Genomic DNA, 21569 nt, shown 5'->3' on the forward strand with positions numbered 1-21569 from the left:
CGTCCATCGAATGGACGGGGCTCTCGCTGTGGCGACCTTGCGGTCAGGCGATCAGGTGATCAGTGGTGGCCGTGGCCGCTCGTGATCTCCTTGTACTCCTCGGCGGTCGGCTTGGCGATCTGGTGGTCCTCGCCGTAGTAGCCCTTGCTGAGCTTGACGCGGAGCTTCTCCATGCGGCCGACCTTGCGCTCGACGCCGTTCTCGTCGACCAGCGGGCCGAGCTCGGCCGGCTGGTTCTGCTCGTGCGCCGTGAGCTTGTACAGCTCGCCCTGGCTGAGCGGCTGGTGGACCTCGACGAACTCACCGTGCGGCAGGCGCTTGATGATGCCGGACTCGCGTCCGTGCAGCACCTTGTCCTTGTCCCGGCGCTGGAGGCCGAGGCAGATCCGCTTGGTGACGACGAACGCGATGACCGGTCCGACGAAGAAGAAGATCCGGACGAACCAGGTGATCGAGTTGATCGACAGGTGGAAGTGGGTGGCCCAGAGGTCGTTTCCACCACCGACGAGCATGATCATGTACGCGGTGATCCAGGCGACACCGAAGGCGGTGCGCGTCGGAGCGTTGCGCGGGCGCTGCGCGATGTGGTGCTCGCGCTTGTCGCCCGTGATCCAGGACTCGATGAACGGGTAGACCGCGATGGCCGCGAGGACCGCCGGGAAGATCGCCAGCGGGATCATCACGCCCAGCACGAGCGTGTGGCCCCAGAGGTTGATCTCCCAGCCCGGCATGACACGGATCAGACCCTCGGCGAAGCCCATGTACCAGTCGGGCTGGGCGCCGGTGGACACCTGGTCCGGGCGGTACGGGCCGAGCGCCCAGATCGGGTTGATCGAGGCGATCGCCGCGATGACCGCGATGACACCGAAGACCAGGAAGAAGAAGCCTCCGGCCTTGGCCATGTAGACCGGCAGCAGCGGCATGCCCACGACGTTCTTGTTCGTACGGCCGGGGCCCTCGAACTGCGTGTGCTTGTGGTAGAAGACCAGGATCAGGTGGGCGACCACCAGGCCGAGCATGATGCCGGGCAGCAGCAGGACGTGCGCCGAGTAGAACCGGGCGACGAAGTCGCCGCCGGGGAACTCCCCGCCGAACAGGAACATCGACAGGTACGTGCCGATGATCGGCACGGACAGGATCGCGCCCTGCATGAAGCGGACACCGGTGCCGGAGAGCAGGTCGTCCGGGAGCGAGTAACCGGTGAAGCCGGTGAACATGCCCAGGAAGAACAGCAGGAAGCCGAACAGCCAGTTGATCTCACGCGGCTTGCGGAACGCGCCGGTGAAGAACACGCGCATCATGTGCACGAACATGCCGGCGAGGAAGATCAGCGCCGCCCAGTGGTGGATCTGCCGGATGAGCAGACCACCGCGCACATCGAAGGAGATGTGCATGGTCGAGTTGAACGCCTCGGACATCAGCTGACCCTGCAGCGGGATGTAGCTGCCGTGGTACTCCACCTCGTTCATCGACGGGTGGAAGAACAGCGTCAGATACACACCCGTGAGGATGATGATCAGGAAGCTGTAGAGGCAGATCTCGCCCAGCATGAAGGACCAGTGGTCCGGGAAGATCTTCCGCATGTTGGCCTTGGCCAGGGAGTAGATCCCCAGGCGGCCGTCGGCCCAGTCGGCCACCCGCTCGCCGGCGGGTGCCTTCTTCTTCGTATCGGTCACAGTGCTCATCCGCGCTCCCAGAAGGCAGGGCCGACGGGCTCGTCGAAGTCGCCGAGCGCCTCCAGGTTGCCCTTGTCGTTCACACCGATCCGCAGCTGCGGAAGGGCGTGACCGGCCGGGCCGAAGATGACACGGGCGCCGTCGGAGAGGTCGAAGGTGGACTGGTGGCACGGGCAGAGCACGTGGTGGGTCTGCTGCTCGTACAGCGAGATCGGGCAGCCGACGTGGGTGCAGATCTTCGAGAAGGCGACGATGCCCTCGTGCGACCACTCCAGCTCGCGCTTGTCCTTGATGTCCTCCGGCTGGATCCGGACGATCATCAGGGCGGCCTTGGCGATCTGGACCTGGAAGTCGTGGTCGTGCTCCGTGAGGCCCTCGGGCATCGCGAAGGTCAGCGAACCGACGGCGACGTCTTCGGGACGCAGCGGCTCGTGCGTGTTCATGTTGATGAGCTGCTTGCCGTTGGCCCACAGGGTGGACCGGAGCTTCTTCTCGGGCAGCGGGCCCATGTCACGCAGCAGCACGATGCCGGAGAGCGGTACGAGCGTCAGCGCGCCGAACATCGTGTTGCGGATGAGCTTGCGGCGGCCCATGCCGGACTCGGCGGCACCGGCCGCGAAGTCCGCCATGACCTTCGCCTTGGTCTCCGGCGACGCCTGGATCGGGTGACGCTCGTCGGCGATCTCCACGTCGGACATCAGGGTGCGGGCCCAGTGGACCGCGCCCGCGCCGATGAAGAAGAGCGCCGCGCCGAGGGTCAGACCCAGGCTGAAGTTGAGCGCGCTCACCCGGCCGAACGGCCAGATGTAGACGATCTTGTCGACCGGGAAGATCACGTACGAGGCGATGAAGCCGACGGTGGCCAGCATCGACAGCGTGAACATGAAGGCGACCGCACGCTCGGACCGCCTGGCGGCCCGCTCGTCGATGTCCTGGATGCGCGGCTTGTGGGGCGGGAGGCCCGGGTCCGCGAACGGGTCGTCGAGGACCTTCACCGCGCCGTGCGCGGTGTCCTGCTCTGCGGGCAGGTTCTCTTCTGGAATCTCTTGGCTACTCATGACTTCTTGGCCTTAGCGGTGTGGGCCGCGACCCAGACGGCAACTGCGATCAGCGCACCCAGACCGAACACCCACGCGAACAGACCCTCGCTGACGGGGCCGAGGCCGCCGAGGCTGAGCCCGCCGGGGCTGTCGGCCTTCTCGCCGTTGACAGCCTGGACGTACGCGATGATGTCCTTCTTCTCCTTCTCCGGCATGGTCGTGTCGGGGAAGGACGGCATGTTCTGCGGGCCGGTCTGCATGGCCTCGTACAGGTGCTTCGGGCTCACGCCTTCGAGGTTCGGGGCGTACTTGCCGTGCGTCAGCGCGCCGCCCTCACCGGTGAAGTTGTGGCACTGGGCGCAGTTGGAGCGGAACAGGTCGCCACCACGGGCGATGTCGGCGCCGTCGGGGCTGTACTGGCCCTCGGTCGGTGTGATCGGGCCGGCACCGAGGGAGGCGATGTACGCCGCGAGCTGATCGATCTCAGCCTGCGTGTAGATGACCTTCTTCTTCGGCACCTGGGCGCCCGGCTGCTGGGCCGGCATACGGCCCGTGCCGACCTGGAAGTCCACGGCCGCCGAACCGACGCCGACCAGGGACGGGCCGTCAGTGGTGCCCTGACCGCCGGTTCCGTGGCAGCTGGCGCAGCCGACGGCGTAGAGCTTCTTGCCCTCCTCGATGGCGAGGGACTGGGCTGTTTCATCGGCCTTCGCCGTGCCCGCGGGCGCGAACGCGGCGTACAGCCCCCCGGTGGCCGCCAGCGCGAGGAGTAGGACGACGACCGCCGCCAGCGGATGGCGTCGTCGTGCGGAGAGCTTTTTCACGGATTACCCCGGTGTCAGGATCTTCTGCGTCGATGCTTGCTGGATGTGCTCGGGTCCCGGGACCCGATTACTTGATCATGTAGATCGTGGCGAAGAGGCCGATCCAGACGACATCGACGAAGTGCCAGTAGTAGGACACGACGATGGCGGCGGTTGCCTGCTCGTGAGTGAACCTCTTGGCGGCGTACGTCCGGCCCAGGACCAGCAGGAAGGCGATGAGACCGCCCGTCACGTGCAGGCCGTGGAAGCCGGTGGTCAGGTAGAACACCGAGCCGTACGGGTCCGACGAGAGCGAGAGCCCCTCGTGCTTGACCAGCTCGGTGTACTCGAACACCTGGCCGCCGATGAAGATCGCACCCATCACGAACGTGATGATGAACCACGTCCGGAGCTTCTTCACATCGCCCCGCTCCGCGGCGAAGACGCCGAGCTGGCAGGTGAGGGAGGAGAGCACCAGGATCGTGGTGTTGGTCGCCGAGAACGGGAAGTTCAAGGCGTCGGCCTTTTCCGTCCAGAACTCGGGGCCGGTCACCGATCGCAGGGTGAAGTACATCGCGAAGAGGGCCGCGAAGAACATCAGCTCGGAACTCAACCAGATGATGGTTCCGACGCTGGTGAGGTTCGGTCGATTGACCGACGGGTGCGCGTGCCCGGTTTCTACTGTCGTTACTGTCGCCACGACCGACATTATGTCGGTCGCTTATCCCGCCCTCACTCCGGGGGGTGCCGTTCGGAGTGTCAGGGGCCTCTGTCCAGCCCGAACGGCCCATCGAAGTGGCCTCCCAACCGGTGTCGTACCGGTGTTGACGGGGTGTGGGACGGAGTAGCATCCCGCGCATCGGTTGATGACCTTCACGGAGGAACGATGCAGTCGAGCGCCACGGTCCTGGTCTACAGCGACGACGCGAACACGCGGGAACAGGTGCGGCTGGCTGCCGGGCGCAGGCCCGCGGCCGACGTTCCGCCGGTCGAGTTCATCGAGTGCGCGACACTCCCGGCCGTGCTCGCGCGCCTCGAGGAGGGCGGGATCGACGCCTGCGTCCTGGACGGCGAGGCCGTGCCCGCGGGCGGGATGGGCGTCTGCCGGCAGATCAAGGACGAGGTCTTCCGCTGCCCGCCGGTGCTGCTCCTGATCGGCCGGCCGCAGGACGCCTGGCTGGCGACCTGGAGCCGGGCGGACGCCGCGGTCACTCTTCCGGTGGAACCTGTCGAGTTCGCGGCGTCCCTGGCGGGTCTGCTGCGCGAGCGCCTGTCCATCGACGCGTAACGGCCTCGGAAGGACCTAGATCGAGGGCGCGAGGCGGCTGGGGTCGGGCTCGTGGGCGGCGCTCTTGGTGTCGGCCACCAGGGCGCTGCCCTGGCGCCACTTGTCCCACTCCAGGTTCCAGTCGCCAAAGCCGTTGCCGAACGGGTCCATCGTGTCGCCGATGCTGTTGACGGTCTGCACGATGTCGCCGGGGCGGACGGTCTCGAAGAACCAGGCCGCGTTCCCCGTCGACATGCCGACACAGCCGTGGCTGACGTTCGCGAATCCCTGCGAGCCGACGGACCAGGGCGCGGCGTGGACGTACTCGCCGCTCCAGGTCACCCGGGTGGCGTAGTACACGGGCAGGTCGTACGACTCCGAGCTGCCCTCGGCGATGCCGACGCTGGTGCCCCGCATCCGGACGTAGTACTCCTTGCCGAGCACGACTTTGATGCCGTTACGGGTGGAGAAGCCCGGTTTGCCGGTGGTCACCGGCATGGTCTTGATCACTTCTCCGTTGCGCCGCACGGTCATGGAGTACGAGCCCGCGTCCGCGACGGCCTCGATCCGGTCGCCGATGGTCAGCTTGAGCGGCTTCGATTCGCCGCCGTAGAGCTTGTCGCCGACCTTGACGCCCGCGAGGTTGCCGGTGACGGTGATCGACGCGCCCGCGGGCCAGTACTCCTTCGGACGGAAGTGCAGTTTCCGGTCGTCCACCCAGTGCCAGGAGCCCGCGACGGCCGGCGTGGAGCGCACCTTCAGGGCCCGTTCGACCACCGCGCGGGCCTTCTTGTCCTTCACGGGGAGGCTGAGCTCGGCCGTGATCGGCTGCCCGACGCCGTACTTGCCCGCCTCCGGGCCGAACTCGACGGTCAGGGCCCGCTTGGCCGGGGCGGTCTCGAAGGTGAACGTACGGGTGCCTGGGGCCCCGTCCTCGTCCTCCACGGAGACCTTGACGGTGTAGCGGGCGCCGGCCGTCAGGGAGCCCGTGGAGCGCCAGAGGCGGCCGTCGGCGGTCAGTTCGCCGGCCAGGTGGTGCCCGGTCGCGTCGACGGCCGTGACGTCGGTGATACGGCCGTCTGAGCCCTTGGCCGTGATCTCCAGCGCCTTGTCCGGGTCCGCCTTCTTGTCGCCCTCGGGGGCGCTGAAGGAGACCTGCTCCGCCGCGTCGTACGGCTTCGCCGAGAGCGGATGGCCGTCGGAGCCCGCGCAGGCACCGGCGCCCACGCTGACGAGCAGGGCCATAAGAGTGCAGCTCAGAACAGTCCGAATGCGCGGCGTGTCGTTCATGACATCACCGTAAGAACATTCCGGCCGACCAGCGCGTCGAGTACTGCAAACGAGGGGCCCGGACACTTCGTGGCGACGAAGTGTCCGGGCCCCTCGGGGTGTTACGGGGTGAAGCGGGTGGTGCTACTGGTTCTGGTTCTCACCGCGGTAGAACTCGAACACCCAGCCGAACAGGCCGACCAGGATCAGCGGAGCCGAGAAGTACAGGATCCACCAGCCCATCGCGACGGCGAGGAAGGCGAGCGCACCACCGACGGCCAGCGAGAGCGGCTGCCAGCTGTGGGGGGCGAAGAAGCCCACCTCGCCGGCCTCGTCCGCGACGTCGGCCTCCTTGTCGTCCTGCGCCATCGCGTCGACCCGCCGGGCCGTGAAGGCCAGGTAGTAGCCGATCATGATGGCGAGGCCGAAGGCCAGGAAGAGCGCCGTGGTGCCGACCGGCTCCTTCGACCACACGCCATAGAGGATCGCCATGGCGAGGATGAAGACGCTCAGCCAGATGAACATCTTGCCCTGGATCTTCACTTGCCGGCCTCCTTGCTGCTGCCGGCGGTGAGAGCCTCGGCCTCGTGCGGCTTGTTCTCCAGCTGGTCGACCGCCGCGATCTCAGGGTGGTGCAGGTCGAACGCCGGGGATTCGGAACGGATCCGCGGCAGGGTGAGGAAGTTGTGCCGCGGCGGCGGGCAGGAGGTCGCCCACTCCAGCGAACGGCCGTAGCCCCACGGGTCGTCGACCTCGATCTTCTTGCCGTACTTGGCGGTCTTCCAGACGTTGTAGAGGAACGGCAGGATCGACAGACCGAGCAGGAACGAGGAGATCGTCGAGATCGTGTTGAGCGCGGTGAAGCCGTCGGCGTCGAGGTAGTCCGCGTAACGACGCGGCATGCCCTCGGCACCGAGCCAGTGCTGCACCAGGAACGTGCCGTGGAAGCCGATGAACAGCGTCCAGAACGTCATCTTGCCGAGCCGCTCGTCCAGCATCTTGCCGGTGAACTTCGGCCACCAGAAGTGGAAGCCGGCGAACATCGCGAAGACCACGGTGCCGAAGACGACGTAGTGGAAGTGCGCGACGACGAAGTACGAGTCGGAGACGTGGAAGTCCATCGGCGGCGAGGCCAGGATGACGCCCGTCAGACCACCGAAGGTGAAGGTGACCAGGAAGCCGATCGTCCAGAGCATCGGTGTCTCGAAGGACAACGAGCCCTTCCACATCGTTCCGATCCAGTTGAAGAACTTCACACCGGTCGGTACGGCGATGAGGAACGTCATGAAGGAGAAGAACGGTAGGAGCACGCCACCGGTGACGTACATGTGGTGGGCCCACACCGTCACGGAGAGACCGGCGATCGCGATGGTCGCGGCCACCAGACCGATGTAACCGAACATCGGCTTGCGGCTGAAGACCGGGATCACTTCGGAGACGATGCCGAAGAACGGCAGGGCGATGATGTACACCTCTGGGTGTCCGAAGAACCAGAAGAGGTGCTGCCACAGCAGGGCACCGCCGTTGGCCGCGTCGAAGACGTGGGCACCGAACTTGCGGTCCGCCTCCAGGGCGAACAGCGCGGCCGCGAGGACCGGGAAGGCGAGCAGGACCAGGACACCGGTCAGCAGCACGTTCCAGGTGAAGATCGGCATACGGAACATCGTCATGCCCGGAGCGCGCATGCAGATGATCGTGGTGATGAAGTTGACCGAGCCGAGGATCGTGCCGAAGCCGGAGAAGGCCAGACCCATGATCCACAGGTCGGCGCCGACACCCGGCGAGCGGACGGCGTCCGACAGCGGGGAGTAGGCGAACCAGCCGAAGTCGGCCGCACCCTGCGGGGTGAGGAAGCCGGCCACCGCGATGATCGAGCCGAAGAGGTACAGCCAGTACGCGAACATGTTCAGCCGCGGGAACGCCACGTCGGGCGCGCCGATCTGCAGCGGCATGATCCAGTTCGCGAATCCGGCGAACAGCGGCGTCGCGAACATCAGCAGCATGATCGTGCCGTGCATCGTGAACGCCTGGTTGAACTGCTCGTTCGACATGATCTGCGTACCCGGACGGGCCAGCTCGGCGCGCATGAAGAGCGCCATGAGTCCGCCGATGCAGAAGAAGACGAACGACGTGACCAGGTACAGCGTGCCGATCGTCTTGTGGTCGGTGGTGGTCAGCCACTTCACCACGACATTGCCGGGCTGCTTGCGGCGTACCGGGAGCTCGTTCTCGTACGAGTCCTCAGCCGCGGCCGCACCCTGGGGTTCGTTGAGGATGCTCACAGTTGGTTCTTCTCCGCATTCCTGGCCGGGTCCGTCTGCTCAATGCCCGACGGGATGTAGCCGGTCTGCCCCTTCTCCGCCAGCTCCTTCAGGTGCTGCTGGTAGCGCTCCGGAGAGACCACCTTGACGTTGAAGAGCATCCGGGAGTGGTCCACGCCGCAGAGCTCGGCGCACTTGCCCATGAAGGTGCCCTCCTGGGTCGGAGTCACCTCGAAGACGTTGGTGTGACCCGGGATGACGTCCTGCTTGAACAGGAAGGGGACCACCCAGAAGGAGTGGATGACGTCACGGGAGGTCAGGACGAACCGGACCTTCTCGCCCTTCGGCAGCCACAGGGTCGGACCCGGGTTGCCGGTCTGCGGGTTCCGGTCACCGGGGATACCGGCGTCGTAGACGCCGCCGGCGTTCGCCGGGAAGTCGTCCTGGTACTTGTCCGGGATCGCGTCGAGGTTGGGGGCCGTCTGCGCGTCACCCGTCACACCCGGCACGTTCTCGACGTAGTTGAAGCCCCAGCTCCACTGGTAGCCGACCACGTTGATCGTGTGGGCCGGCTTGTCGGAGAGCGACAGGAGCTTCGACTCGTCGCGCGCCGTGAAGTAGAAGAGCACGGAGACGATGATGAGCGGGGTGACCGTGTACAGCGCCTCGATAGGCATGTTGTACCGCGTCTGCGGAGGTACCTCGACCTTGGTGCGGCTGCGCCGGTGGAAGATGACCGACCACACGATCAGCCCCCACACCAGCACGCCCGTGACGAGCGCGGCCGCCCACGAGCCCTGCCAGAGGGAGAGGATGATGGGTGCCTCTTCCGTGACCGGCGTGGGCATACCAAGGCGGGGGAAGTCTTCCCAGTTGTACGAGCAGCCGGTGGCTGTCGCCAGGATCAGGCCCGCAGTCAGCACCTGCGGCAGCTTCCGCCGCATCGGGCGCCGAGACGTGGGGGTACCACCCGCGCCTTGGCTGCGGGGGAGGTCGGAGCCGTTGGGACTCACGTAGCGCCTTCCCGAGAGTCTCGGCCCGCGCTGGTCGGCCACGGCCGTCCGTCTCGTGGTCGGTCGCCGCCCCGGCCGCGGGCAGGGGTTTGGATGTTTATGCGGACCAAACCCTACTGGACGCTATTTGGGGTCGCGCGGGGAGGGTGCCCAACGCGCCGTCCGACTCCCCGAAGGGGTGGACGCCGGGCTTCCGCCGGGCGGTCGCGACCCCCCGGACGTGGGGCGATCGGCGCTGCGGGCGGGGCATCTGACGGGGGATTACGGAGCGGGGGCTAGCGTGGTCCGGTGCCCTACTTCGACGCCGCCTCCTCCGCGCCGCTCCACCCCGTCGCCCGCCAGGCCCTGCTTGCCTCCCTCGACGAGGGCTGGGCCGACCCCGCCCGGCTCTACCGCGAGGGGCGGCGGGCCAGGATGCTGCTCGACGCGGCGCGGGAGGCCGCGGCGGAGGCGGTGGGCTGCCGCGCCGACGAGCTCGTGTTCACTCCTTCGGGGACAAGGTCGGTGCATTCCGGAATTTCCGGCGCGCTCGCGGGGCGTCGGCGTGTCGGGGCCGGCCTGGTGGTCTCGGCGGTCGAACACTCGGCCGTCCTGCACGCGGGCGAGGCGCACGCGGCGGCCGGCGGCACGGTGACGGAGGTTCCGGTCGGCCGGTCCGGCGCGGTGGAGGCCGCGGCCTTCGCGGCGGCCCTGGGGCCGGGGACGGCCCTCGCCTGTCTGCAGTCCGCCAACCACGAGGTGGGGACGGCGCAGCCGGTGGCCGAGGTCGCCGAGGCGTGCCGGGCGGCGGGCGTGCCGCTGCTCGTGGACGCGGCGCAGTCGCTGGGCTGGGGGCCGGTGGAGGGGGCCTGGTCGCTGCTCGCGGCGAGCGCGCACAAGTGGGGCGGCCCTGCGGGCGTGGGGCTGCTCGCGGTCCGCAAGGGTGTCCGTTTCGCCCCTCAAGGTCCTGCGGACGAGCGGGAGTCGGGGCGGGCGGCCGGCTTCGAGAACCTGCCGGCGATCGTGGCCGCGGCGGCCTCGCTGCGGGCGGTGCGGGCGGAGGCGGAGGCCGAGGGGGCGCGGCTGCGGGGTCTGGTGGACCGGATCAGGGCGCGGGTGCCGGAGCTGGTGCCGGACGTGGAGGTGGTGGGCGATCCGGTGCGCCGGCTCCCCCATCTCGTCACGTTCTCCTGTCTCTATGTCGACGGAGAGACCCTGTTGCACGAGCTGGACCGGGAGGGTTTCTCCGTTTCGTCCGGTTCGTCGTGTACGAGTTCGACCCTGACGCCCAGCCATGTGCTGCGCGCGATGGGGGTGCTGAGCGAGGGGAACGTCCGGGTGTCGCTGCCGGTGGGCACGGCGGAGGAGGACGTGGACCGCTTCCTGACCGTGCTGCCGGGCGTGGTCGCGGGGGTGCGGGAGCGGCTCGGGGCGCCGGAGGCGGCCGCCGCGGAGCCGGGGCCGGCCGGCTCTCTCGTGGTGGACGCGCTGGGCCGGCGCTGCCCGATCCCGGTGATCGAGCTGGCGAAGGTGATCGGCGACGTGCCGGTGGGCGGCACGGTCACGGTCCTCGCCGATGACGAGGCGGCCCGCCTGGACATCCCGGCCTGGTGCGAGATGCGCGGCCAGGAGTACATGGGCGAGGAGCCGTCCCCGAAGGGCGGGGTGGCGTACGTGGTGCGGCGGGTGTCCTAGGGCAGCCCTTAGGGACAGCGCGTAGGGGCTCCGCCGCGGCGGAGCCCCTGGCGCGTCGCGTCAGCTCAGGTGCGTCTGGACCTCGGCGGCGGCCTCGTCGCCGTACGCCTTGGTGAAGCGCTCCATGAAGTTGGCGCGGCGCAGGGTGTACTCCTGGGTGCCGAGGGTCTCGATCACCAGGGTCGCGAGCATGCAGCCGACCTGGGCCGCGCGCTCCAGGCTGACGCCCCACGACAGACCGGTCAGGAAGCCGGCCCGGAAGGCGTCGCCGACGCCGGTCGGGTCGACCTTGGCGTCCTCCTCCGCGCAGCCGACCTCGATGGTCTCGCCGCCCACGCTCTCGATGCGCACACCGCGCGAGCCGAGGGTGGTGACCCGGTGGCCGACCCGGCCGAGGATCTCCTCGTCGCTCCAGCCCGTCTTGGACTCGATCAGGCCCTTCTCGTACTCGTTCGAGAAGAGGTAGGTGGCGCCGTCCAGGAGCGTGCGGATCTCGTCGCCGTTCATCCGCGCGATCTGCTGGGAGAAGTCGGCCGCGAAGGGGATGCCCCGCGTCTTGCACTCCTCGGTGTGGCGCAGCATCGCCTCGGGGTCGTCGGCGCCGATCAGGACCAGGTCGAGGCCACCCACGCGGTCGGCGACGGCCTTCAGCTCGATCTGCCGGGCCTCGCTCATGGCGCCCGTGTAGAAGGAGCCGATCTGGTTGTGGTCCTTGTCCGTGGTGCAGACGAAGCGGGCGGTGTGCAGGACCTCGGAGATCCGCACGGAGCCGGTGTCGACACCGTGGCGGTCGAGCCAGGCGCGGTACTCGTCGAAGTCGTAACCGGCCGCACCCACCAGGATCGGGTTGCCGCCGAGCTGACCCATGCCGAAGCAGATGTTCGGGCCCACGCCTCCCCGCCGGATGTCGAGGTTGTCGACGAGGAAGGAGAGGGAGACCGTGTGCAGCTGGTCCGCTACGAGCTGGTCTGCGAACCGGCCGGGGAAGGTCATGAGGTGGTCGGTGGCGATGGAGCCGGTGACTGCGATACGCACGGCTGGGCGCTCCTGCGGGACGGAAAGCGGTTGACACCTCACGTTACCGGCTCGGAGGCCCCAGCCGAACAGTGGAAACTACCCCAGAGTAGGCCTTTTCCCCGGAGCGGTGGCGTGCGTACGGTGCGCACATGTCCACGCAACCCGCTCCTCGTGAGCCTCAGGAGTCCGAGTTCAGCCTCGCCCAGCTGCGCGGCGACAGCGCGCGCATGGCTCCGCACTGGGTGGTTCCGGCGGACGCCGCACCCGCACGGGTCTCCCCCGCGGCGATCCACGGGGTCGTCGTCCCGCCCGCTTCGGCGCGGCTGATCGACGCCACGCCCGAATACGGCGTCTGAGGGACGGAACCGCTCGCACGTCCGTTCCGTCCCACTGATGTCTTCCGGGAGGCGTCCTCCCGGGCCAGGGACGAAGGAGCGATGCGGTGAGCGGTACGGAGAACCGGCGGACGCGGCCCCGGCCGCTCCTCGTGGCCTCGGTCGCGGCGGGCGTCCTGCTCGTCGGGGGCGGCGGGGTGTACTTCGCGAACACCTCGGACGGCACCGCCACGTCGAGCGGCGCCCCGGCGGCGCCCCCGCCGCTGAGCCTGGACGCCCCGGACGACGGCGCGAACCGGGACGGCGGTCCCGGTATCGCGCCCGGCGAGCCCGACCCGAACGGCGGCGGAGCCGTCTACAAGGCCAAGGGTCCACTCCCCAAGGGGCCCTCCTCGGCCGCGGTCCACCGGCCCGAGGGCCGGGTCACCTCGGCGGAGGTGACCCGGCTGGCGAAGGCCCTGGGCATCGCGGGCACGCCGCGGCTCGAGGGCGAGGTCTGGAAGCTCGCGCCGGAGAAGGACGGCTCGGGGCTGCGGCTCGACGTGTCGGCCGAGGCGCCGGGCAGCTGGACGTTCGCCCGGCACGACGGGGGTCCGGTCGGCGACACCTGCCTCAAGGGCAAGGCCTGCCCGCCCCCGGGTGAGGCGGAGGCACCGAAGGGCGGCCCGGTGAGCGAGGCGGCGGCGCGGGCGGCGGCCGCGCCGGTCCTGAAGGCGGTCGGCCAGGACGACGCGAAGGTGGACGCGAGCCAGCTGATGGGCTCGCTCCGGGTGGTCAACGCCGACCCGGTCGTGGGCGGGCTGCCGACGTACGGCTGGTCGACCGGGATCCAGGTCGGCCCGGGCGGTGAACTGGTCTCCGGCAGCGGCCAGTTGAAGGAGCCGGCGAAGGGCGCCGAGTATCCGGTGGTCGGTGCGGAGAAGGCCCTGGAGGAGCTGAACAGGTCGGCCGTTCCGGGCTCGATCGGCATCGGCGGCTGCGCGACGGCCCCGCCGGCCGGGGAGAAGCCCGACGCTTCCGCCGGGGACACGGCCACGGCTCCCTGCGAGCCGAGGAACGAGCCGCGCGAGCTGGCCGTGACGGGCGCGGTCTTCGGGCTCGCGGCGCAGTTCGTGGACGGTGAGCGGGCGCTCGTACCGTCGTGGCTCTTCCAGGTGGAGGCGGAGGCCGGGGCGAAGCCCCACACGGTCGTCCGCACGGCCGTGGCTCCCGAGCACCTGGTGCCCCCGGCGAAGCCGACGCCCACCCCGACCACGACGCCGGACCCGGGCGAGGGCACGGCGCCCGCGCGGCAGATCCAGTCGTACCGGGTGGACGGGGCCGGCACGAAGCTGTCGGTGACCTTCTGGGGCGGGGTGTGCAGCACGTACACGGCGACGGCCCAGGAGAGCGCCGACAAGGTCTCCGTACGGATCACGGAGAAGCCGATCGACCCGGACCGGGCGTGCATCGCCATCGCGGTCGAGGTGACCCGCACGGTGACCCTGGAGCAGCCGCTGGGCGGCCGTGCGGTCGTGGACGGGGCGAGCGGGGAGTCCGTACCGAGGAAGTGACCCGAGACGCCCTGAGAGGCGTCCTGAGAAGCGCGAAGGCGGCCGCCCGGAGTCCGGGCGGCCGCCTTCGGCGTACTGCGTGAGGCTTAGCTGAACGAGTCGCCGCAGGCGCAGGAGCCCGTGGCGTTCGGGTTGTCGATCGTGAAGCCCTGCTTCTCGATGGTGTCGACGAAGTCGATGGAGGCGCCGTGCAGGTACGGGGCGCTCATGCGGTCGGTGACGACCTTGACACCGTCGAAGTCCTTGACGACGTCGCCGTCGAGCGAGCGCTCGTCGAAGAAGAGCTGGTAGCGCAGGCCGGAGCAGCCGCCGGGCTGTACGGCGACGCGCAGCGCCAGGTCGTCGCGGCCTTCCTGGTCGAGCAGGGCCTTGACCTTGGCCGCGGCGGCGTCAGACAGGAGGATGCCGTCGCTGACAGTGGTCTTCTCGTCCGATACGGACATCTGCTTCTCTCCCGGGTTGTACGGAGACGGAGACTGCTTGCCGACGGTTGCAACCAGCGGGGTCCCGGATTCATTCCGGGCGAGGCTCGGCTTCGCGTCGTTGTCCCTTTCATGCTCGCACACCCGCTCGCGAACCCGGAGCGAGTGCCTGCGCGCACGCGAACTCGTCACATCGACACTATGGCCATCGTCAAACTGACGTGAAGCGGTTATGATAGATAGCGTCATTTAGACGAAAAGCCAGCTCTTCCGCAGAAAGAAAGGGTGCGTGACGTGACCACCGCCCAGCCCCTGGACGTCCAGCCGACGCCGCTCGCCCTGCTGCTGCTCGGCCGCGAGGCCGACCCGAAGAGCGAGCGCGGGGTGGAGTGTCCCGGCGACCTTCCGTCGCCCTCCGACCCGGACCTGGTGGAGCGCGCCCGGGCCGCCAAGGAGAAGCTCGGGGACAAGGTCTTCGTCCTCGGCCACCACTACCAGCGCGACGAGGTCATCCAGTTCGCCGACGTCACCGGCGACTCGTTCAAGCTCGCCCGCGACGCCGCGGCCCGCCCGGAGGCCGAGTACATCGTCTTCTGCGGTGTGCACTTCATGGCCGAGTCGGCCGACATCCTCACCACGGACGACCAGAAGGTCGTGCTGCCGGACCTCGCGGCCGGCTGCTCGATGGCCGACATGGCCACCGCCGAGCAGGTCGCCGAGTGCTGGGACGTGCTGACCGAGGCCGGCGTCGCCGAGCAGGTCGTGCCCGTCTCGTACATGAACTCCTCGGCCGACATCAAGGCCTTCACCGGCAAGCACGGGGGCACGATCTGCACCTCGTCCAACGCCAAGCGGGCCCTCGACTGGGCCTTCGAGCAGGGCGAGAAGGTCCTCTTCCTGCCCGACCAGCACCTGGGCCGGAACACGGCCGTGCGCGAGATGGGCATGACGCTGGAGGACTGCGTCCTGTACAACCCGCACAAGCCGAACGGCGGCCTGACCGTCGAGGAGCTGCGGAACGCCAAGATGATCCTGTGGCGCGGGCACTGCTCGGTGCACGGCCGCTTCTCGCTGGACTCGGTCGAGGACGTACGGGCCCGGATCCCCGGGGTCAACGTGCTGGTCCACCCCGAGTGCAAGCACGAGGTCGTGGCGGCGGCGGACTACGTCGGCTCGACGGAGTACATCATCAAGACCCTGGAGGCGGCCCCGGCCGGCTCGAAGTGGGCGATCGGCACGGAGCTGAACCTGGTCCGCCGCGTGGCCAACGCGCACCCGGACAAGGAGGTCGTCTTCCTCGACAAGACGGTCTGCTTCTGCTCGACGATGAACCGGATCGACCTGCCGCACCTGGTGTGGGCCCTTGAGTCGCTCGCCGAGGGCAAGCTGGTCAACCGGATCCAGGTCGACAAGGAGACCGAGAGCTTCGCGAAGCTGGCGCTCGAGCGGATGCTGGCCCTGCCGTAACGATTCCCCACGGCACACGACGTACGAAGGGCGCCCCGCATCTCGCGGGGCGCCCTTCGGCGTACCTGGGCCGGTACCGGCCTCCCTGCGCCGGTACGGACGTCAGACGTCCAGCGCGTCCAGCAGGGTCGCGTCCGCGGGGGTCACGTCCGGCTGCTCCGGGTTGCCGGTGCCGTCGCCCTTCTTGCCCTTCTTCGCCTTCTTGGCCGCCTTCTTCTTCGCGCGGCGCTCCTTGCGGAGCTCCACCATCGCGTAGAGCGTCGGGACCAGGAGCAGCGTCAGCAGCGTCGACGTGATCAGACCGCCGATCACGACCACCGCGAGCGGCTGCGCGATGAAGCCGCCCTCGCCGGTGATGCCGAGCGCCATCGGGAGCAGCGCGAAGATCGTCGCCAGGGCCGTCATCAGGATCGGGCGCAGTCGGTGCCGGCCGCCCTCGACGACCGCCTCGACGACGCCCAGGCCCTGGGCGCGGTACTGGTTGATCAGGTCGATCAGGACGATCGCGTTGGTCACGACGATGCCGATCAGCATCAGCATGCCGATCATCGCCGGCACGCCCATCGCCGTACCCGTAATCACGAGCAGACCGATCGCGCCGGTCGCCGCGAACGGGATGGACACCAGCAGGATCAGCGGCTGGATCAGCGACTTGAAGGTCGCGACCAGGAGCATGAAGACGATCGCGATGGCCGCGAGCATCGCCAGGCCCAGGTTGAGGAACGCCTCGGACTGGTCCTCGGAGACACCGCCGATGGACGCGGTCGCGCCCTCCGGCAGGTCGAGCGCGCTGATCTTCGACTGGAGCTCGGTGCTCACCGCGCCGGTGTTGTCACCGGTCGGCTTGGCCGAGATCGTCGCGGCCCGCGAGCCGTCGATCCGGGTCATGGAGACCGGGCCGGGGACGAGCTCGACCTCGGCGATGTCGCCGAGCTTGACCGGGCCGAACGGCAGCGCCTTCAGGCTCGCCATGGTGGTGGCCGGGTTCGCCGAGGTCAGGACGATGTCCCGCTCGGTGTCGTTGAGGATCGCCTTGCCAGCCGGGGTGCCCCGGACCGCCTGGGCGACGGCCATGCCGAGGGTCGTGTCGTCGAAGCCGAGCTCCGCCGCCTTGGCGTTCGCCTTGACGGAGATCCGCGGCACGGACTGGGAGAGGTCGCTCTGGACGTCGGTGACGTCGTCGAGCTTGGCGACCTCGGCCTTGACCGCCTCGGAGGCCTTCTTCAGGGTGTCCGCGTCGGAGGCCTTGACCACCACGCTGAGGTCCTGGCTGCCGAAGCCGTCGCCGGCCGCGATCGTGGTGTCGCCGATGCCGTCGAGCTTGCCGAGGGCCGCGTCGATCGCGTCCCGGGTCTTCTCGTACGAGGCCGAGTCCTCCAGGGTCAGCTGGTACGAGGCCTGGTTGGCGCCCGTGCCGCCGCCGAAGGCGGCCATGAAGCCGGAGGAGCCGACGGTGACCTGGTAGTCCTTCACGCCGTCGGTGTCGGCGATGACCTGCTCGACCTTCTTCGCGGCCGCGTCGGCCGCCGCCAGGCTGGTGCCGGGGGCCAGCTCCTGCTTGATGGACATGACCTCCTGCTCGCCCTGGTCGAAGAAGTTCGTCTTCAGGAGCGGGGCCATGCCGAAGGTGCCGACCAGGACGACGATCGCGATCGCCACGCTGGTGAGCCGGCGCCGGGTCGCGAACCGCAGGACCGGGACGTACAGGCGCTGCAGCCTGCTCTTGTTCTCCTTCTCCTCCGCGAGGCGCCGGGCCTCGTCCGGGTTCTCCGACGTGCCCTTGGGGGCGCGCAGGAACCAGTACGAGAGGACCGGGACGACGGTGAGCGAGACGAGGAGCGAGGCGAGCAGGGCGGCGGTGACCGTCAGGCTGAACGAGCCGAACAGCTCACCGACCATGCCGCCGACCAGACCGATCGGCAGGAAGACCGCGACCGTGGTGAGCGTGGAGGAGGTGACCGCGCCCGCGACCTCGCGGACGGCGGTGAGGATCGCCGACTGGCGCTCCTCGCCGTAGCCGAGGTGCCGCTTGATGTTCTCCAGGACCACGATCGAGTCGTCGACGACCCGGCCGATGGCGATGGTGAGGGCGCCCAGGGTCAGCATGTTGAGCGAGAGGTCACGGGTCCACAGCACGATCAGGGCCAGCACGACCGAGAGCGGGATCGAGACCGCGGTGACCAGCGTGGAGCGGATCGAGGTCAGGAAGACCAGGATCACCAGGACAGCCATGACGAGACCGAGCGCGCCCTCCGTGGTCAGACCGGAGATCGACTTGGAGACCGCGGGGCCCTGGTCGGAGACGACGGTCAGCTCGGCGCCCGCGCCGAGGTCCTTGCGGAGCTCGGGCAGCTTCTCCTTGACGGCGTCGGAGATGGCGACGGCGCTGCCGTCGTTGTCCATGGTGGCCATCACGGCGAGGCTCGGCTTGCCGTTGGTACGGGTGATGGAGACCCGGGAGGCCTCCTCCTGCTTCACCTCGGCCACGTCGGCGAGGCGGACCGCCTTGCCCTGCTCGGGCTTGATCCGCAGCTCCTGGAGCTGCTGCAGCGAGGTGAAGCCGCCGCCGACCTGGACCGTGCGGCTCTTGCCGTCCTCGGAGAACGAACCGGCCGGCACCGTGCCGCCGCCGGAGCGGATGGCCTCGGCGAGCTTGCCGGTGTTCAGGCCGGCCGCCGCGAGCTTGGCGTCGTTCGGGGTGACGGAGACCTGGAGGTCCTGGACGCCGTCGATGGAGACCTGGCCGACGCCGTCGATGTCCTCCAGGGCGGGGACGACGGTGCGCTCCAGCTGGTCGGCGAGCGCCTGCTGGTCCTTGTCGGAGGTGACGGCGAGGACGACGGTCGGGATGTCGTCGGTGGAACCGGCGACGACCTGCGGGTCGACACCGTCGGGCAGCGCGACGCGCGCGCGGTTCACGGCCTGCTGGACGTCGGCGACGAGCTGCTTGGTGCCCTCGTCGCCGTAGTCGAAGGTGGCCATGATGACGGCGTTGCCCTCGGAGGCGGTGGACGTGACGCCCTTGATGCCGTCGACGGCCTTGATCGTGGACTCGAGCGGTTCGACGACCTGCTTCTCGACCACATCGGGGGACGCGCCCTGGTAGGGCGCGAGGACCGAGACCATCGGCAGCTCGATCGAGGGCAGCAGTTGCTGCTTCAGCTGCGGGATGGCTATCGCCCCGAAGACGATGGCGACGATGGACATCAGCCCGATCAGGGCCCGTTGCGCGAGGCTGAATCTTGACAGCCAGGACATGGGGTCTCTCTTCTGTGGCGTGCTCGGCAGGCGGGCGGTGATGGGTGCCCGCATCCACGATCAGCCATGAGAGGCAACGGATCCTCGGCCCCGGGGCTCAATTCCTTATGCCGCGCATACCGCGTCTGGAGTACGCCGGGGTACTCCGTCACTCCACCCTTGGACGTACCAGCCCCGACTCGTAGGCGGTGACCACCAGCTGGGCGCGGTCGCGGGCCCCGAGCTTGGCCATCGTCCGGTTGACGTGCGTCTTCACCGTGAGGGGGCTGACCTCCAGGCGTTCGGCGATCTCGTCGTTGGAGTGGCCGCCGGCGACGAGGACGAGGACCTCGCGCTCCCGGGTGGTGAGGGCTGCCAGGCGCTGCGAGTACGCCGGCGCGCCGTCCTCGTCGTCGGGGTCCGAACTGCCGCCCTGGGCGAGGAACTTGGCGATCAGCCCTTTGGTCGCCACGGGCGAGAGCAGGGCCTCCCCCGCGGCGGCGATCCGGATGGCGTTGAGCAGTTCGTCCGGTTCCGCGCCCTTTCCGAGGAAGCCGGAGGCCCCGGCGCGGAGCGACTGCACGACGTACTCGTCCACCTCGAAGGTGGTCAGCATGACGATCCGTACGTCGGAGAGCTCCGGGTCCGCCGTGATCAGCCGGGTGGCGGCGAGCCCGTCCGTGCCGGGCATCCGGATGTCCATCAGGACGACGTCGGCCCGGGTGGAGCGGGCGAGGGCGACGGCCTCGGCCCCGTCGGCGGCCTCGGCGACGACCTCCATGTCCGGTTCGGAGTTCACGAGCACCTTGAAGGCGCTGCGGAGCAGCGCCTGGTCGTCGGCGAGCAGTACCCGGATCGTCATGCGTCCTCCCCCGTACGGGCCGTAGCGGGCAGTATCGCCTGGACCCGGAAGCCGCCGCCGTAGCGGGGTGCCGCGGTCAGCGTGCCGCCGAGGGCGGTGACCCGCTCGCGCATGCCGAGCAGCCCGTGGCCGCCGGTGTCGGTGGACGGCGTCGGCTGCGGCACGCCGTTGTCGAGGACGGTGATCTCGACCGTACGACCCACCCGGATCACGCTCACCTCGGCCTTGGCGCCCGGGCCCGCGTGCTTGCGCACATTGGTCAGGGCCTCCTGGATGATCCGGTACGCGGCGAGGTCCACGGCCGCCGGCAGCCGGAGCGCCGTCGGGGCGCCCCCCGGCCGGTGGCTGAGGGGGGCGGTGTCGTCGCCGGCGCAGGCCAGCTCCACGGGGAGGCCGGCGTTGCGGAAGGTGGTGAGGAGCTCGTCGAGGACGGTGAGGCCGGGCGCCGGTTCGGTGGGGGCCTCGGGGTCGCCGGACTGGCGGAGCAGCCCGACGGTGGCCCGCAGCTCGTCGAGGGCGGAGCGGCTGGCGGCCCGGACGTGCCCGAGGGCCTCCTTGGCCTGGTCGGGCCGCTTGTCCATGACGTGGGCGGCCACTCCGGCCTGGACGTTGACCAGGGCGATGTGGTGGGCGACGACGTCGTGCAGATCGCGGGCGATCCGCAGCCGCTCCTCGGCGACGCGGCGGCGGGCCTCCTCCTCGCGGGTCCGCTCGGCGCGCTCGGCCCTCTCCCGGATGGCGTCGACGAAGGCGCGGCGGCTGCGCACGGCGTCACCGGCGGCCGCGGCCATGCCGGTCCACGCGAAGACGCCCAGGTTCTCCTGCGCGTACCAGGGCGTCGGCCCGAAGAGCATCGAGGCGCCGGTGAGCACGGCCATGGTGATGAGGCCGACGCGCCAGGTGGTGGGCCGGTCGGTGCGCGCGGCGACCGTGTAGACCGCGATCACGGCGCTCATCACGACGGGCGCGGGCCGGTCGTCGACGATCAGCTCGACGAGGGTGACCGCGCCGGTGAAGGCCAGGACGGCGAGCGGGTCGCGGCGCCGCAGGATCAGGGCGGCGGCGCCGATCACCATGAGGCCCACGCTCCCGATGTCGGGGGTGCGGTCGCCGAAGGTGGGGCCGTTGGGGCTGCCGTGGGGGTCGGCGAAGGACGCGGTGATCATGCAGATGAGCGCGCCGAGCGCGAGCGCCGCGTCGAAGGCGAGGGGGTGAGCCCGGAGCCACTGCCGGCCTCGCGGGAAGCCGCTGTCGAGGGTGGTCACGACAAGCAACGGTACGGGGTGGAACGCGCCGGTGCCCCGCTCCTCCGGTGGGGAGGGGCGGGGCACCGATCTGTTGGAGAGTGCGGCTCAGCCCGGGATGAGGCCGTCGTCGGAGAGCATCGCGCGGACCTCTTCGAGGGTCGCGTCCGGCGCCGGCAGGATCAGCTCGGAGGGTTCCAGTGCGTCGTCGGGGAGGGGTTCGCCGATCCGGCGGACCTCGTCGAGGAGCGCGGACAGGGTCCGGCGGAAGCCCTCGTCGTCCCCCGACTCCATCTCCGCGAGCAGCTCGTCGTCGAGCTTGTTCAGCTCGGCGAAGTGGCTGTCGGCCAGCTTCCACTGGCCCTCCCCCATGATCCGTACGATCATGACGCGTTCCTTCGGGCTCGTTCCTGCTGGTCGCAGCGGGCT

General features: G+C 69.4%; 19 protein-coding genes. 5 read left to right on the forward strand and 14 right to left on the reverse strand.

The features are described 5' to 3' along the window. Positions 1-59 precede the first annotated feature (59 nt). The 4 genes from AB0F56_RS24870 to AB0F56_RS24885 form a co-directional block, all read right to left on the reverse strand. On the reverse strand, positions 60-1685 hold the full coding sequence (locus AB0F56_RS24870; RefSeq protein ID WP_362013405.1) for a cytochrome bc complex cytochrome b subunit: 1626 nt from the start codon (positions 1683-1685) through the stop codon (positions 60-62). Next, positions 1682-2734, reverse strand: coding sequence for a Rieske 2Fe-2S domain-containing protein (locus AB0F56_RS24875; RefSeq protein ID WP_362013406.1), 1053 nt, complete (start codon positions 2732-2734; stop codon positions 1682-1684). The genes AB0F56_RS24870 and AB0F56_RS24875 overlap by 4 nt, the downstream gene beginning before the upstream one ends. Beyond that, positions 2731-3540, reverse strand: coding sequence for a c-type cytochrome (locus AB0F56_RS24880; RefSeq protein ID WP_362013408.1), 810 nt, complete (start codon positions 3538-3540; stop codon positions 2731-2733). The genes AB0F56_RS24875 and AB0F56_RS24880 overlap by 4 nt, the downstream gene beginning before the upstream one ends. A 67-nt stretch (positions 3541-3607) precedes the next feature. Continuing rightward, the gene (locus AB0F56_RS24885; RefSeq protein WP_352189322.1) at positions 3608-4228 is read right to left on the reverse strand and encodes a heme-copper oxidase subunit III; all 621 of its coding nucleotides are present in this window, start codon (positions 4226-4228) and stop codon (positions 3608-3610) included. A 177-nt stretch (positions 4229-4405) separates the two neighbouring features. On the opposite strand from AB0F56_RS24885, the gene AB0F56_RS24890 reads away from it, so the two are divergent. Beyond that, positions 4406-4807: a hypothetical protein gene (locus AB0F56_RS24890; RefSeq protein ID WP_362013410.1), complete on the forward strand. Its 402-nt coding sequence runs from the start codon at positions 4406-4408 to the stop codon at positions 4805-4807. Between the two features lie 15 nt (positions 4808-4822). Here AB0F56_RS24890 and AB0F56_RS24895 read toward each other — a convergent pair whose 3' ends face one another. The 4 genes from AB0F56_RS24895 to coxB all read right to left on the reverse strand — a co-directional run bounded on the left by AB0F56_RS24895 (position 4823) and on the right by coxB (position 9260). After that, positions 4823-6076, reverse strand: coding sequence for an Ig-like domain-containing protein (locus tag AB0F56_RS24895; RefSeq protein WP_362013411.1), 1254 nt, complete (start codon positions 6074-6076; stop codon positions 4823-4825). 123 nt (positions 6077-6199) lie between these two features. Continuing rightward, positions 6200-6598: a cytochrome c oxidase subunit 4 gene (locus tag AB0F56_RS24900; protein WP_361669642.1), complete on the reverse strand. Its 399-nt coding sequence runs from the start codon at positions 6596-6598 to the stop codon at positions 6200-6202. Further along, positions 6595-8337, reverse strand: coding sequence for a cytochrome c oxidase subunit I (ctaD, locus tag AB0F56_RS24905; RefSeq protein ID WP_362013413.1), 1743 nt, complete (start codon positions 8335-8337; stop codon positions 6595-6597). The genes AB0F56_RS24900 and ctaD overlap by 4 nt, the downstream gene beginning before the upstream one ends. Beyond that, positions 8334-9260: a cytochrome c oxidase subunit II gene (gene coxB / locus AB0F56_RS24910; RefSeq protein WP_362013415.1), complete on the reverse strand. Its 927-nt coding sequence runs from the start codon at positions 9258-9260 to the stop codon at positions 8334-8336. The genes ctaD and coxB overlap by 4 nt, the downstream gene beginning before the upstream one ends. 357 nt (positions 9261-9617) lie before the next feature. Here coxB and AB0F56_RS24915 point away from each other — a divergent pair, with 357 nt between their 5' ends. After that, entirely contained in the window at positions 9618-11003 is a 1386-nt protein-coding gene (locus AB0F56_RS24915) for an aminotransferase class V-fold PLP-dependent enzyme (protein WP_362013417.1), read from the forward strand. A gap of 60 nt (positions 11004-11063) precedes the next feature. Here AB0F56_RS24915 and AB0F56_RS24920 read toward each other — a convergent pair whose 3' ends face one another. Beyond that, positions 11064-12038 (reverse strand): carbohydrate kinase family protein, encoded by a 975-nt coding sequence (locus tag AB0F56_RS24920; RefSeq protein WP_362013419.1) that lies wholly within the window; start codon positions 12036-12038, stop codon positions 11064-11066. A gap of 131 nt (positions 12039-12169) precedes the next feature. On the opposite strand from AB0F56_RS24920, the gene AB0F56_RS24925 reads away from it, so the two are divergent. Continuing rightward, on the forward strand, positions 12170-12376 hold the full coding sequence (locus AB0F56_RS24925) for a hypothetical protein (RefSeq protein WP_362013420.1): 207 nt from the start codon (positions 12170-12172) through the stop codon (positions 12374-12376). A gap of 86 nt (positions 12377-12462) precedes the next feature. Next, positions 12463-13908, forward strand: coding sequence for a hypothetical protein (locus AB0F56_RS24930; RefSeq protein WP_362013421.1), 1446 nt, complete (start codon positions 12463-12465; stop codon positions 13906-13908). Between the two features lie 86 nt (positions 13909-13994). Here the strand turns inward: AB0F56_RS24930 and erpA are convergent, their stop codons facing one another. After that, a complete protein-coding gene (erpA, locus tag AB0F56_RS24935) occupies positions 13995-14351 on the reverse strand; it encodes an iron-sulfur cluster insertion protein ErpA (RefSeq protein WP_362013422.1) in 357 nt (118 codons plus the stop codon). 264 nt (positions 14352-14615) lie between these two features. Here erpA and nadA point away from each other — a divergent pair, with 264 nt between their 5' ends. Further along, positions 14616-15797, forward strand: a complete 1182-nt coding sequence (gene nadA / locus AB0F56_RS24940) for a quinolinate synthase NadA (RefSeq protein WP_362013424.1) — start codon at positions 14616-14618, stop codon at positions 15795-15797. 102 nt (positions 15798-15899) lie between these two features. Here the strand turns inward: nadA and AB0F56_RS24945 are convergent, their stop codons facing one another. The 4 genes from AB0F56_RS24945 to AB0F56_RS24960 all read right to left on the reverse strand — a co-directional run bounded on the left by AB0F56_RS24945 (position 15900) and on the right by AB0F56_RS24960 (position 21527). Beyond that, positions 15900-19055, reverse strand: coding sequence for an efflux RND transporter permease subunit (locus AB0F56_RS24945; protein WP_362013426.1), 3156 nt, complete (start codon positions 19053-19055; stop codon positions 15900-15902). 148 nt (positions 19056-19203) lie between these two features. After that, the gene (locus AB0F56_RS24950) at positions 19204-19896 is read right to left on the reverse strand and encodes a response regulator transcription factor (protein WP_362013428.1); all 693 of its coding nucleotides are present in this window, start codon (positions 19894-19896) and stop codon (positions 19204-19206) included. After that, entirely contained in the window at positions 19893-21161 is a 1269-nt protein-coding gene (locus tag AB0F56_RS24955; protein WP_362013430.1) for a sensor histidine kinase, read from the reverse strand. The genes AB0F56_RS24950 and AB0F56_RS24955 overlap by 4 nt, the downstream gene beginning before the upstream one ends. An 87-nt stretch (positions 21162-21248) precedes the next feature. Further along, positions 21249-21527, reverse strand: a complete 279-nt coding sequence (locus AB0F56_RS24960; protein WP_362013432.1) for a hypothetical protein — start codon at positions 21525-21527, stop codon at positions 21249-21251. Positions 21528-21569 lie beyond the last annotated feature (42 nt).

Origin of the sequence: Streptomyces sp. NPDC026092 (assembly GCF_040638605.1) — a bacterium.
Taxonomy (GTDB): domain Bacteria; phylum Actinomycetota; class Actinomycetes; order Streptomycetales; family Streptomycetaceae; genus Streptomyces.

What these genes read in the sequence shown, in the direction of transcription:
- AB0F56_RS24870 (WP_362013405.1), bottom strand. Translation starts at nt 1,685, where the DNA reads ATGAGCACTGTGACCGATACGAAGAAGAAGGCACCCGCCGGCGAGCGG.
- AB0F56_RS24875 (WP_362013406.1), bottom strand. Translation starts at nt 2,734, where the DNA reads ATGAGTAGCCAAGAGATTCCAGAAGAGAACCTGCCCGCAGAGCAGGAC.
- AB0F56_RS24885 (WP_352189322.1), bottom strand. Translation starts at nt 4,228, where the DNA reads ATGTCGGTCGTGGCGACAGTAACGACAGTAGAAACCGGGCACGCGCAC.
- AB0F56_RS24890 (WP_362013410.1), top strand. Translation starts at nt 4,406, where the DNA reads ATGCAGTCGAGCGCCACGGTCCTGGTCTACAGCGACGACGCGAACACG.
- AB0F56_RS24895 (WP_362013411.1), bottom strand. Translation starts at nt 6,076, where the DNA reads ATGAACGACACGCCGCGCATTCGGACTGTTCTGAGCTGCACTCTTATG.
- coxB (WP_362013415.1), bottom strand. Translation starts at nt 9,260, where the DNA reads ATGCGGCGGAAGCTGCCGCAGGTGCTGACTGCGGGCCTGATCCTGGCG.
- AB0F56_RS24925 (WP_362013420.1), top strand. Translation starts at nt 12,170, where the DNA reads ATGTCCACGCAACCCGCTCCTCGTGAGCCTCAGGAGTCCGAGTTCAGC.
- erpA (WP_362013422.1), bottom strand. Translation starts at nt 14,351, where the DNA reads ATGTCCGTATCGGACGAGAAGACCACTGTCAGCGACGGCATCCTCCTG.
- AB0F56_RS24945 (WP_362013426.1), bottom strand. Translation starts at nt 19,055, where the DNA reads ATGTCCTGGCTGTCAAGATTCAGCCTCGCGCAACGGGCCCTGATCGGG.
- AB0F56_RS24950 (WP_362013428.1), bottom strand. Translation starts at nt 19,896, where the DNA reads ATGACGATCCGGGTACTGCTCGCCGACGACCAGGCGCTGCTCCGCAGC.
- AB0F56_RS24960 (WP_362013432.1), bottom strand. Translation starts at nt 21,527, where the DNA reads ATGATCGTACGGATCATGGGGGAGGGCCAGTGGAAGCTGGCCGACAGC.